Raw genomic sequence first — 10506 nt, forward strand, 5'->3', positions numbered from 1 at the left:
GAACCGGCGCCTGCTGCAGGAGGTGCAGAGCCTCCATGCTCGTCATCAGGGGCGTTATGGCAGCCCGAGGATGCACGGGATCTGTTGCAGCTTTGAAGCTTGCTCTGCCTGAGCTACGGGACAAGAGTAGCAAGTGGGGCTAGCAGTGAAGCAGAGTAACAAGAACATGTTCAAAGGCCGGCAGTTCACGGCGGAGATCATTCTATGGGCCGTACGCTGGTACCTGCAGTTCCCGATCAGCTACCGAGATCTCGAGCGCATGTTCTCCGATCGAGGCATTCAAGTCGACCACACGACCCTGTTTCGGTGGATCCAGGCCTATGCACCGGAGTTGGAGAAGCGCATCCGGCCCCATCTTCGTATGACCAATGGCTCTTGGCGGGTCGACGAAACATATATCCGAGTAAAGGGCGAATGGGTTTATCTCTATCGCGCCGTTGATGCGACAGGGCAGACCGTCGACTTTCTGCTTTCGCCAAAGCGGGATGCGGCTGCCGCCCGGTGTTTCTTCCGGAAAGCGCTGAAGCAGCCCCATACAGTCAATCCGCGAACCGTCACGGTCGACAAGAACGCCGCTTATCCAGTTGCGGCGACGGCTATAAAACGTGCCGGCGAGCTCTGGCGGTTTGCCAAACTCCGGCAGGTGAAGTTCCTGAACAACATCGTTGAGCAGGATCACCGGCGTATCAAACGGCTGGTCCGGCCAGGGCTGGGCTTCAAGACGTTTGTAACAGCCTCACGGGCGATTGCGGGCTACGAGATCATGGCGATGGTCCGCAAGGGCCAAGTGGCGATCGCACTAGCAAACGAGATGAAGGCTCAGAGCGAACTCATCGCGGCTCTCTTCCGCGTTGCTGCCTAACCTGAGCCCTCGTCCGGCCTTCGCTCAACCTACGTTAGGGTTTGCAACGGAACCCGTTGCCGAGCGTGACAGGCTGACGTGACACGCCCCATTGGGCCCTCCCGCCGTCATATGGGTTGGAGCTACACCTCGCAGCGGTCATTTAGATTTCACCTCAAACGGCAAAGCTGAAACTTTGTATCCTCAGCCACGTTGCCACCGAGCCGCGTTCAAGCGAGTAAGCTGACGTTATGTCTAAGCAGCGCTTGGCGCGTCGAGGCCACTACTCTGTAGAGGCTTATGTATGAATGATACGTCAGAAAAGGCTTTGGTGTGCCATGAGCAGCTTGCAGGACCAGCCCAACCCCTCTCAGATTGTGGAGGCTCGTCGCCGTGAGATGGCGGTTGAGCACCTTCTTTTCGGCACCATACGGTTTCTCTCCCGACGTCATCCTGAACTGCTGGACGAACTGGAGAGTAGTTTGACCCATCTGTGGGACCAGGCTGATGATGCCTCTCGGAGCGACGAGGCTGTTCGCGACATTGCCCAACGTTTCCTCAAGAGCCTACGCGCTGAGGGAGCGCAGACTGATCAGGATGCCGACCATTGATCGTATTACCAGACGACTAGCTTCAGGACAGCCTCTGAGTTTTCCCAGCCTTACGGGAGTCGGCTTGGGCTGGGAGAGCGGACCGAAGCTTTACTTCAACATTGTGCTAGGTACTCGCTTTTCAGGTATAGCTCGATGCTTGAGCGCCCAGCATAGCCAAGATGTCATGTCTGCTCACGTCCATGCACTTGGGCGGGAGGAGCGGTTGCCTCAACAGCAGTGAAGGTTTCCAGAATGCGGTAGGTATGTTCCGATCCGGCTGGCACCACCCAGGAGTCGCCTGGCTCCAGCCGTACGATCTGGCCCTCGATCTTCAGTTCAGCCCGTCCCGAGATCACGTAGCCAACCACCTCGTACTCCTGCCGGTGAGCCGGCTTGTCTTGGCTTGGTGGTTCATCGCGCCACATGCGCATCGACAGCCTCTTACCTGAGGCAAGGTAGACCTCACCCTGATCGCCTGTCGGCGAGTGGGCACTGCTTACCTTTGTCACCGTTGTGTCCGTCATGTCATCCTCCCTGCACAGCGCATCCGACGCTTAAGATCCTGTGGAATCTGGTTGTCAGATGTTCCCGCCGCTTTGCCCCTGGCGCGCATCCTTCTGGCGGTTGAACGCTCTTTCGCAGCGTTCAACATGGGCAGAGGCGCGCTGCTGGACCTCCTGCATGCTATGGCAGGGGTTCTCTACGTCGTGTTTGCAGTAGGGGCACATCATCGGTGCAGCCTCCGCATTGGTCGAGAATGAAGGGCAACGTATGGACGACAAGCCGGTTTCACCTTGGGTGCATCTACATAGCGGCAAACGACAGCCAGGCTGATTGACCAGCCAGTCGCATGGCACATTTCCCCACTCACACTTCAATATCAGGAACTGCCGATGTTCACAGATACGATCCCGCGACCCGCTCTGCTCCTAGGATGGGCCGGCGTCATTCCGTTTGCTCTGTTGACGGCAGCATCTGTCCTCGACATCCAGCCTTGGTCCCTGGATCCGACCATGGCCCTGCGGGCTTACGGCGCCTGCATCCTGTCGTTCATGGGCGGAGCGCAATGGGGTGTGCTGCTGCCACGGGAGGGCGGTCACGCGCCGTTCTTGCGTTACCTGCTCTCGGTTCTCCCCGCGCTGCTCGCGTTCCTATGCCTGCTCATCCCAAGCACGGCCGGCTTGATCGGGCTCATTGTCGGCTTCCTGGCGCTGCTGGCCTATGACCTCTCGACCGTGCGGCAGGGGCTCGCACCACGATGGTATGCTTCCCTGCGGGTTCACCTGACGCTGGCAGTCGTGGCTCTGCTGGGTATTCGTGTTCTAGCTCGATTGTAGCAAGTGAAGGCAGAAACGATTTTGCTCATCGCACCAGCACTTCACAGGTTGCCAACCGGCTTGGCTTGCTAAGTTCTGGAATGTACCAGGACCATACTTGTACGAGGTGTCCGTGTGGATGCTCTCCCCGACCTCAAACGTGATTGGAACCTCCCCAACCTGATACGTAAGTGGTCTTGTGGCAACCAGATAAGCCTCAACACGGAACGGGTTATGCTGCACGCGGGCCTCGTGGCGGAAGTCACCGGGATCGAATGCAGTGCCGAGAAGGCGATTGAGGTGAACCAACAGGTTCTTATGCAGCTCAGCCATTAGACCATCAGCCTGGCTGTAGGCGCGCAACAGGCTCTGTTCATCACGATTGGGATCGACTCCAATCAGAAACCAGCTTGGCCCAAGGGTCTCGCGTGCCCGCGTCAGAAAGGCGACGGCGCCTGCAGGATCGAAGTTGCCGATCGTCGAGCCTGGGAAGAAACCAAGGATCGGACTGGCCCCGCGCTGGATTGGGAGGCTGATCTGCTTCGTGTAATCCGCGCAGACCGGAGAAACCTCGATCCCCGGGTAGTCCTCTGCGATCCGCAGTGTGGCGGCTTCAAGATACTCACGTGAGATATCGAGAGCGACGTACCGCGTCGGCGCAGTGAGTGCATCGAGCAGTATGCGAACCTTGTGGCTTGCTCCGCTGCCAAACTCAACGATTGTAGCTCCGGACCCAACCAGGCTGCCAATCTCATCTACCGTCGAGCGCAGGAGAGCACCCTCGCAGCGGGTGAGGTAGTAATCCTGCGTGTGGCAGATGCGGTCAAACAGGGATGAACCCGTCTCATCCCACAGGTACTTGCCCGGAAGCGTCTTCTGGTCACGAGACAGACCGTGAAGCACATCCCGCAGCACCTCATTACGCTCAATCAATCCGGCCTCCTGCGTGGGTATGGTCATTGATGGGGTTTCCGCCCTTAGTCTCCATCGAGCATACGCTTTACCTTGGAGGCCAGTTCGGCATAGGTGAAGGGGTTCTCGATCAGGTGCATGCCAGGGTCCAGACGCCTGTGGTGCACAACAGTGTTTGAGGTGTAGCCTGTAGTAAAGACCCCGTTCTCTCAACACCTCTACCCCGCCCCATCGAGCACCTTGCGGACGGTGGCCAGCGACAGGCCAAAGTGCTTGGCCACTTGAGTGGGGGCTACGCCTGCCACAAGAGCGGCTCGTACAGCCTTGCGCTGCCCCTCCTGCAGCGGGGAAGAGCCCTTGGCAGATCTCAGGGGGCTGGCTTGGCTGGTGCGTCTTGGAGCTAGCCGATCCAAGGACGCTCTGGCCTGTGTCGCCACCGCCTCCAACTCCGGCTGTCGCCCTCTGCCTTTCTCCAGCCGGCGCTGCACTTCATCGACGAGTTGGACGAGCTGCTGGGCCAGCTGAGCGTCAGACAGGCTGGCCAGCGCCGGTGCCTTGGCCGCAACAGGAGCCGGCTCGGACGACGGCGTCGGGATGGTGAGCGTAACCTCGAACAGGTCGAGGGTGCGCGGTGAAGAACCCTTATGCGGCATACACCATATATAAGCATCAGGTGGGGCTTTCCCAAGATTCAGGACGCGCTGAACTGCCCTGTCTAGCGCGATCCTTGCTCCTGAAGCGAGATGCCGGCCGGCACCTTCAGTGTTCCCTCCCCTCCATCCAGGTCGAGGAAGCGGCTGTTCCTCGGGACGACAAGCCCTTCCCCGATCTTCGGTAGCATGGATAGGGCCGTGCACGCCACAGCAGACCTGCTTCCTGGCGAGGTCTCGGTGCCTGCAAGCCGTGCAGCAGGCTGATCAGGTAGTTGAATGTTTCCCTCAATCCGCAGGCTCTGATCCGGGAACGCCCAGATGAAGCGCTGGCCCGTCTGCTCCCACTGGCCGGGCCACTCCCCCGGCCTGGTGCGGGAGGCGTCGAAGATGTAGGGGCCCACCTCACTGTTCTCGAACTCCCCTCCCCCGACCCCGCCGCCTGGGTAGAAGGTCATGACAAACTGGGACTGATCCGTTGCGCGGGTGCATTGCCAGAGTAAGCCAGCCAGGCTCATGCCGTCAGCCATGGCAGCTGCGGACGCCAGAGCGTAGCTGATCGCCGCGAGCAGAAGGCTTCGCATGGTGCTGTCTCCGGTCGGGCGAGAGGACGAAGCTGCACCTTAGGGCGCAGTTTGTTACCAAACTTTGTCTCTCTCGGACGACGCTCCACGTCGAATCCGATCAGGACAGATCGCCCCGCTGGCAGAGCCGAGACGGAGCGATCTGCCATGCCGGCCCAATCAGGCAGCCTTGCTCATCTGGCCTTTGAGTTCCGCAATCTCGTTCCGGAGAGCACTGATCTCGCCAATGAGACGTTCGTCGATCCATGATGGGTGGGTCAGCTTCGGCGCATCCTCCGCCGTCTCGGCATCGATTGCATTCACAATGACGCCGATGAACAGATTCAGGGCCATGAAGGTCGACAGCAGGATGAAGACCAGGAAGAAGGCAATGGCATAAGGATGCTGCTCCGCCAGCGGCTTCACGATGCCACCACTCCAGTCGTCGAAGGTCATGACCTGAAAGAGCGAATAGGTGGTGGCACCGAGCGAGCCGAACTGCTCCGGGTGGGTCTGGCCGAACAGCTTAGTCGCCATCACGGCGAAGACGTAGAGGATGAGCGCCAGGAGGAGCGTGATCGAGCCCATGCCGGGCAAAGCCGAGACAAGCCCGCCCACCACCCGCTGGAGCGAGGGCACAGCTGTGATCAGGCGCAGCACTCGCAGCACCCGCAAGGCCCGGAGCACCGACAGCGCCCCTGTGGCGGGCACCAGGGCGATCCCGACCACCGCAAGGTCAAACACGCTCCAGGGATTGCGGAAGAAGGAGAGGCGGTGGACCACGAGGCGGGCTGCCAGCTCCAGCACGAAGATGACCAGAACAACCCGGTCGATGGCAATCAGCACGGGACCGAGTGCGGCCATAGCCGAGGGGCTGGTCTCAAGGCCCAGAGTGATGGAGTTGATGATGATCAGCGTCAGGATCATGCGCTCGGTCCGAGGGTCTTTCAGCAATCGTTCCAGCATGGTCGTCTTCTCAGGGTCAGAAGGGATGTGACCTGCCCTCTCACTATGGCAAAGCGCCTGTGGTGACGCTGCCGCCTGGGAGCCGGGCAGGACGCGGCACAGCTACAGGTAAGCGTGGCCTTAGCCCAGCGGAAGGGGCTCCGGTCATCCTTGTGACCGAAGGTAGATCAATCAAGTGGTGGGATTGGACTGGTCGGTGTTGCTGCCGCTGGATTCCAGCAGACACACCACGGCAAAGAAGCTGATCACGGCCACCAACTCAGCCCCAGACTGGAGCCAGGATGGTGAGATCTCCCGCAGTGGCCCAACCGCCACGAGCGAGAGGAGAAAGGCAAGAGCTGTAGCCCACATCAACATCGGCGGCCGTCCCTGAGAACAGGGCGTAGCTTTACCTCACTGAAGATGAATAGCCAATGACAGGCTCCGTTTGGGTAAGGAAGAGCACAAGGTTCTGCGGGGCAGGTATGAGACGCTTGAGGGCAACCGTCATCGACGGGTAGGTACCCATTGAGGTGGTGCTCCTAAGAAACATCCTGAAATTGCTGGTGGCACATGGAAGCTTAGGCCCTGGGACCGTGCGGCACCTCTGTACATCTTTACGAGCCGTTAAGCATGCTCTGGCTTGAGTACCCTAGTGACACCTATACGGCAGATGAATAGGCAGACCTGCCCCTATTCAGCCACGGTGTTTGATCATGGCACTGCGCCGAGTTTACCACTCGTGTGGCACAACTCGGCAACAGTGCCCTGCATAGGTGTCCTGTTGGGACAATTCAGAAACTCTTTGGCTCTGAGGGTATAATGGCGACCACAATTTCCGGTAGCGATTTCGACGACAATCTGGGTGGCTCATACGACGTCGATTACATCTACGGGTACGACGGTGATGACCTGATCCAAGGCTCTGACGGCGATGATGACATCTATGGCGGCTTCGATCACGATACGATCTATGGTGGCTTTGGTGCCGATTATTTGATCGGCGGCGCCGGCCATGATGACCTTTACGGCAGTGCTGGCTTTGACGATCTTTATGGGGGGTCTGGACTCGATTATCTCTCGGGCGGCTCCGGCGACGACCTTCTGTCCGGTGGCACCGGACGCGACACCCTGAGCGGTGGCTCCGGCGAAGACGAGTTCGTCTTCACGAGAGGCACCTCAGGTCTCACGACCAGCACGGCCGATACGATCACCGACTGGAACCGTCGTTACGACTCGATCGACATGACGATCAAAGGAACATCACGCAACTACCGCGAGGTCAGCACAGATGCTACATCCATTGCAACGGCTGCCTCCGACGCTGACTACCTTTACGGGGATACCAGCGTCAGGCACGTGTTTCTCTACAACTCCGAGATCGACAGAGGCTTCGTGGTGTCCGATCTCAACTCTGATGGTCGGTTCGAGACAGGAGTTGTGCTGAAGAACGCCGGATTGGCGTCGGACATGAACTACCTCTACATCATCTGATCACAATGGCGTCTCCTCCGTCTCATCTTGGGAGGAGGCGCCTTACCTATCCGGGCTTTGCACTTCAGAGCGTTCCACTCGTTTATATGCCCCAGATGTGAGCCGAACGATGTGGTCTCAGTGGCTTAGACTCTCCTGGTTCCAGCACAACATAGTTTCCAAGTCCTCGATGTGCCGCAGCCGGAGCGAGGTGGCGCGCCATCACTGGCGCGCTTCGTTTCGCAGCAGCGGCGTGATGCGCCGGATGGTCACACGCCGGTTCGCTCGCTCGGGCTCCTGGGTGCTCACCTTGAGGTACTGCTCTCCATACCCTTGCGTGGTCAGGTTCTCAGCAGGCACTCCAAACATCTGGGTCAGAACACTTGCGACGGTCTCCGCCCGCCGGTCTGACAAGGTGAGATTGTCAACCTCGCTCCCAACCGCATCCGTGTGCCCCTCGATCAGGAAAACCTCAGCCGGATTGCGCTCGATGGCGCGCTGCAGAGCCTGACCAACGCCAGTCAGGGCTCGCGCCTGTTCCTCTGACAGCTCCCACGATCCGAAGTTGAAGGTGATGGTATCGACATCAACCCGCCGCACCCTCTCGCGGACCGCTGGACTGCGCCGGACCTCATTCAGCGTATACGAACGCTCCACCCGCTCCACAGGTGGAGCCGTGAAGGCTTCATACAGGTCCTCCTGGCTCGCACCCTCCACCTCCACCACGTACTTCTCGCGCGGGATGCGGATCCGCGGCGGTGGCAGCCGGACAGTCTCCTCGATGATCGTGCGGCCGCGGGGGCGGCGCTCGACCTCGTTCTCGATCAGCACGATCTCCCGTCCGCCTGGATCGCGCCGCACCCGGCGAACCAGGTTTCCATCTGGATCACGCACGGTGATGATCTCAACCTGATTGGGACGCCGCACAATCGTGACTTCATTATCGCCACGGCGTTCACGCCGGATGTCCGCCCCTTCGTAAGAGCGTCGAAAGCGGTCTGTCTCATCATGACGGATGATGTAGCGGTCACCCTCCCGCACAATAACTCGATCTTGTTCTTCAATGATGACGCGGCGTCCGCCCTGCTCCGATCGCTCGCGACGCAGATCCCGCAGCTCCTCAATCCGCACGTCCCGTCGGTCACCAAAACCTGGTCCGGGAGCAAACTCACGGCGATCGAACTCGCGACGGTTGAAGTCGTCACGGGTTTCTTCAGACCCGTTGCGGTTACGGGGGGCGGCATTTATGGGAGGAGCCGTTGCTGCGGGAGCTGGATCCACGGACGGTACATTCGTAGGCGACTCCTGGCGCTGCTCCCGACGTTCCAGCCGCTCTCGACGCTCAAGCCGATCTGGCCGGCCACGTTCATCGCGCGGCGCCCGATCAAGTTGCCGCTCGGTTGGACCGTCTCGCACAGGTATCTCACGGGCAACCGGTGTGTTGGGATCACGGGTACGATCGCGACGATCCCGGTTTGGGCGCTCAGCATCCTCTAAGCGCTCAAGCTGCTCAGGTTGTTCCCGGCGCCCACGGAGCTCTGGCCTTCCTTCACTGGAGGGAACTCTGGGTGAGAGCCGAGGCTCAGTGGCCGGAGGGCCCACCCGGGGAGCTTCCGGAACTGGAGCTGGCGAAGGGACTGAGCGCTCAGGCTGATCCTGGCGCTGTCGGCGCTCCCGCCGGTCTGGACGCTCCAGTTCGTCTGGTTGCTCTGAACGCTGCAGTCGTTCAGGCCGAGTTGGCCTTTCTTGCTGCTCTGGCCTGTCCAGACGCTGAGGGCGCTCAGGTGTGTCGGAACGTTCAGACTGCTCAAGCTGGGCAGGTCTCTGGCGTCGCTCGAGCCTCTCTGGATGACGGTCAGGTTGAGACTGTTCCAGTTGTTCAGGACGCTGGGGCCGCTCAATCCGCTCAGGACGCTCCTGTCGTCGTTGCCGCTCCGTTCCTTCTTCAGGCCTGGATCCGTCGCGGCGCTCGCTGCGCCCTTGTCCTTGGCTTCGTTCCTGACGATCTCCTTCGTCCGGGCCGCGGCGACCCTGCTGGCCCGGAGGGCCACGTTGCGGCCGTTCTGCGCCCTCGCCTGCCGGATCTTCACTGCGCGCCCCATCGCGCGCGCCACGACTACGCCGTGGCCTCGGTTCATCCGGGTCCTCCGCCTGGGCCAGCACGTAGCCACGCCCGGCCAACTCTGGACTGGTTCCAGCGTCCTGCGCTTCCAGGCTACTCAAGCTTAAGGCAGCATCTGCTGCAGGTGCTAGCTGGGCGGCTACACTGCTGCCGCAAATGCCAGCACCCCATGCAACGAGCGGAAGAGCGGTCCCAGTGAGGAGTAGGCGAGCAAGACGCTTTGGTGTCATGAGAGTTCCTACAGATCTGCCGGTTGATTAGGCACATACTTGGACAGAAGGCCACGTTCTGATCGGCAGCCAGCTCAGTCATGTGGGCGATAGAATGGAGGTTGGCCTGTATCAGAGATGAACAGGCTGAATTTGCGGATGGTTCCGCCTAGACCGCTGCCATAGCCTTCCGAATTGGGAGCATCGGCAGTACCTGCCTCGTGATGGCTCGACGGTTGTACTGAATGCGGTTGTCTCCGAGCACGAAGAGGCGCGGCGCCCAAGCCTTCAACAAACACGAAGACTATGGCCGAAACGCGAATGATGTTAAGGCCAAGCTGTCCCATACCTCTGTGAGGGCGGGCGGAGTGCTGGCCATTTACCTTGGGGCAACGCATAAGGTCCCAAGTGGTCGTGGGTCCTCGGTATGCGTAGGCAGTTCGGCCCCAGCCGAAGAGGGTTTGCACAATTGCACAACAGCCGGGGAGGACAGCACCCCTCGCCTCACGAGACAGGGTCTGAAAGGTCGATAGCGAATCCCTGCCTGAAATCAAATTGAAGCTCGTGGTAGCTATCCGGGTGCTAGGGGTCCTGAGGCTTTTCTCAATGTGCCGGTAAGTCATTGACAAATACGGTGAGCGCGCTTGGATTCGAACCGAGGACCCTCTGATTAAAGGTCAGATGCTCTCCGATGGATAATCCAAGACAACGAAGGTCCCAGATTGTACCCAGGGTCAGACATAGGACTGGGTGCATTGTGTTGGTCGGTCTCTATCCGGGTCCTCTCCTTCTGGGAACCCATCAGCCCGCCGTTCCATGGCCAGGACGAGGTCGAGAACTTCGAGGGTACGCTACACCGCCTGTCAGTTTTGTACCCGTGCA

Annotated in this window: 13 protein-coding genes; 5 read left to right on the forward strand and 8 right to left on the reverse strand. The window is 59.9% G+C overall.

The genetic code is table 11. The features are described from left to right. Positions 1 to 166 precede the first annotated feature (166 nt). Both JKG68_RS28715 and JKG68_RS28720 read left to right on the forward strand, forming a co-directional pair. Entirely contained in the window at positions 167 to 862 is a 696-nt protein-coding gene (locus JKG68_RS28715) for an IS6 family transposase (protein WP_202065466.1), read from the forward strand. A 317-nt stretch (positions 863 to 1179) separates the two neighbouring features. Then, positions 1180 to 1452: a hypothetical protein gene (locus JKG68_RS28720; protein ID WP_246515998.1), complete on the forward strand. Its 273-nt coding sequence runs from the start codon at positions 1180 to 1182 to the stop codon at positions 1450 to 1452. 164 nt (positions 1453 to 1616) lie between these two features. Here JKG68_RS28720 and JKG68_RS28725 read toward each other — a convergent pair whose 3' ends face one another. After that, a complete protein-coding gene (locus tag JKG68_RS28725) occupies positions 1617 to 1958 on the reverse strand; it encodes a cupin domain-containing protein (RefSeq protein WP_202065451.1) in 342 nt (113 codons plus the stop codon). A 369-nt stretch (positions 1959 to 2327) separates the two neighbouring features. Here JKG68_RS28725 and JKG68_RS28730 point away from each other — a divergent pair, with 369 nt between their 5' ends. Further along, a complete protein-coding gene (locus JKG68_RS28730) occupies positions 2328 to 2771 on the forward strand; it encodes a DUF3429 domain-containing protein (protein WP_202065452.1) in 444 nt (147 codons plus the stop codon). Here JKG68_RS28730 and egtD read toward each other — a convergent pair. The 5 genes from egtD to JKG68_RS28755 form a co-directional block, all read right to left on the reverse strand. Then, on the reverse strand, positions 2757 to 3710 hold the full coding sequence (egtD, locus tag JKG68_RS28735; RefSeq protein ID WP_202065453.1) for an L-histidine N(alpha)-methyltransferase: 954 nt from the start codon (positions 3708 to 3710) through the stop codon (positions 2757 to 2759). The genes JKG68_RS28730 and egtD overlap by 15 nt on opposite strands. Positions 3711 to 3880: 170 nt before the next feature. Beyond that, positions 3881 to 4315 (reverse strand): hypothetical protein, encoded by a 435-nt coding sequence (locus JKG68_RS28740; RefSeq protein ID WP_202065455.1) that lies wholly within the window; start codon positions 4313 to 4315, stop codon positions 3881 to 3883. A 62-nt stretch (positions 4316 to 4377) separates the two neighbouring features. Continuing rightward, the gene (locus JKG68_RS28745; protein WP_202065457.1) at positions 4378 to 4896 is read right to left on the reverse strand and encodes a hypothetical protein; all 519 of its coding nucleotides are present in this window, start codon (positions 4894 to 4896) and stop codon (positions 4378 to 4380) included. Positions 4897 to 5055: 159 nt separating this feature from the next. Next, a complete protein-coding gene (locus JKG68_RS28750; RefSeq protein WP_202065459.1) occupies positions 5056 to 5841 on the reverse strand; it encodes an ion transporter in 786 nt (261 codons plus the stop codon). A 171-nt stretch (positions 5842 to 6012) separates the two neighbouring features. Further along, positions 6013 to 6198 (reverse strand): hypothetical protein, encoded by a 186-nt coding sequence (locus JKG68_RS28755; RefSeq protein WP_202065461.1) that lies wholly within the window; start codon positions 6196 to 6198, stop codon positions 6013 to 6015. Between the two features lie 444 nt (positions 6199 to 6642). Between JKG68_RS28755 and JKG68_RS28760 the strand changes: the two genes are divergently transcribed. Continuing rightward, the gene (locus tag JKG68_RS28760) at positions 6643 to 7314 is read left to right on the forward strand and encodes a calcium-binding protein (protein WP_202065463.1); all 672 of its coding nucleotides are present in this window, start codon (positions 6643 to 6645) and stop codon (positions 7312 to 7314) included. 201 nt (positions 7315 to 7515) lie between these two features. Here JKG68_RS28760 and JKG68_RS33960 read toward each other — a convergent pair whose 3' ends face one another. Then, the gene (locus JKG68_RS33960; RefSeq protein ID WP_312891022.1) at positions 7516 to 8187 is read right to left on the reverse strand and encodes an OmpA family protein; all 672 of its coding nucleotides are present in this window, start codon (positions 8185 to 8187) and stop codon (positions 7516 to 7518) included. Positions 8188 to 8301: 114 nt separating this feature from the next. On the opposite strand from JKG68_RS33960, the gene JKG68_RS33965 reads away from it, so the two are divergent. Next, positions 8302 to 8790, forward strand: coding sequence for a hypothetical protein (locus tag JKG68_RS33965; RefSeq protein ID WP_246516003.1), 489 nt, complete (start codon positions 8302 to 8304; stop codon positions 8788 to 8790). Here the strand turns inward: JKG68_RS33965 and JKG68_RS33970 are convergent. Beyond that, a complete protein-coding gene (locus tag JKG68_RS33970; RefSeq protein ID WP_246516000.1) occupies positions 8787 to 9431 on the reverse strand; it encodes a hypothetical protein in 645 nt (214 codons plus the stop codon). The genes JKG68_RS33965 and JKG68_RS33970 overlap by 4 nt on opposite strands. Positions 9432 to 10506: the final 1075 nt, after the last annotated feature.

Origin of the sequence: Microvirga aerilata (assembly GCF_016743775.1) — a bacterium.
GTDB classification, from domain to species: domain Bacteria; phylum Pseudomonadota; class Alphaproteobacteria; order Rhizobiales; family Beijerinckiaceae; genus Microvirga; species Microvirga aerilata.

Excerpts from the sequence above, each read along its gene's own strand:
- JKG68_RS33970 (WP_246516000.1), bottom strand. The coding sequence starts at position 9,431 with ATGAACCGAGGCCACGGCGTAGTCGTGGCGCGCGCGATGGGGCGCGCA.
- JKG68_RS28725 (WP_202065451.1), bottom strand. The coding sequence starts at position 1,958 with ATGACGGACACAACGGTGACAAAGGTAAGCAGTGCCCACTCGCCGACA.
- JKG68_RS28745 (WP_202065457.1), bottom strand. The coding sequence starts at position 4,896 with ATGCGAAGCCTTCTGCTCGCGGCGATCAGCTACGCTCTGGCGTCCGCA.
- JKG68_RS28730 (WP_202065452.1), top strand. The coding sequence starts at position 2,328 with ATGTTCACAGATACGATCCCGCGACCCGCTCTGCTCCTAGGATGGGCC.
- JKG68_RS28740 (WP_202065455.1), bottom strand. The coding sequence starts at position 4,315 with ATGCCGCATAAGGGTTCTTCACCGCGCACCCTCGACCTGTTCGAGGTT.
- JKG68_RS28750 (WP_202065459.1), bottom strand. The coding sequence starts at position 5,841 with ATGCTGGAACGATTGCTGAAAGACCCTCGGACCGAGCGCATGATCCTG.
- JKG68_RS28760 (WP_202065463.1), top strand. The coding sequence starts at position 6,643 with ATGGCGACCACAATTTCCGGTAGCGATTTCGACGACAATCTGGGTGGC.
- egtD (WP_202065453.1), bottom strand. The coding sequence starts at position 3,710 with ATGACCATACCCACGCAGGAGGCCGGATTGATTGAGCGTAATGAGGTG.
- JKG68_RS28720 (WP_246515998.1), top strand. The coding sequence starts at position 1,180 with ATGAGCAGCTTGCAGGACCAGCCCAACCCCTCTCAGATTGTGGAGGCT.
- JKG68_RS28755 (WP_202065461.1), bottom strand. The coding sequence starts at position 6,198 with ATGTTGATGTGGGCTACAGCTCTTGCCTTTCTCCTCTCGCTCGTGGCG.
- JKG68_RS33965 (WP_246516003.1), top strand. The coding sequence starts at position 8,302 with ATGACGGATGATGTAGCGGTCACCCTCCCGCACAATAACTCGATCTTG.
- JKG68_RS28715 (WP_202065466.1), top strand. The coding sequence starts at position 167 with ATGTTCAAAGGCCGGCAGTTCACGGCGGAGATCATTCTATGGGCCGTA.